Source organism: Vibrio sp. 10N.222.55.A1, from assembly GCF_041473835.1.
Classification (GTDB): domain Bacteria; phylum Pseudomonadota; class Gammaproteobacteria; order Enterobacterales; family Vibrionaceae; genus Vibrio; species Vibrio crassostreae_C.
This window is the reverse complement of record NZ_JBFRSX010000133.1, coordinates 1-305: the sequence shown is the minus strand read 5'-3', so window position 1 is coordinate 305 and position 305 is coordinate 1. Positions and strand designations below refer to the sequence as shown.

General features: G+C 51.1%; 1 protein-coding gene. It reads right to left on the bottom strand.

The annotated features are described in order from the left end of the window. Positions 1-305 (bottom strand): VCBS domain-containing protein (locus tag AB4493_RS22095; protein WP_372155821.1); only part of this gene is annotated, 305 nt, incomplete at both ends.

Below are 305 nucleotides of genomic sequence, written 5' to 3'. Positions count from 1 at the left end.
GCATTGTCTGGGTTATCTACGTCGGTACTGGTTAGGGTGCCTGAGGTTGTTACCGCTTTGTCGGTTTCATCGATAGCGACGGTCGCACTGCTGACAGTAGCGGCGTCGTTAGTGCCATTAATCGTGACCTTGATCGTCGAAGGGGTGCCATCGATGGACGACACCGTGAAGGTCTCTTCGACCTTATCGCCGACATTCAATTGGTTAAACGCGCTGTTGGCGGTGAATGTCCAATGCCCATTAGCATCAATAGTCAGGTCACCATTGGTGCCAGTAATCGAATCCGGTGTAAACGCATTATCTTG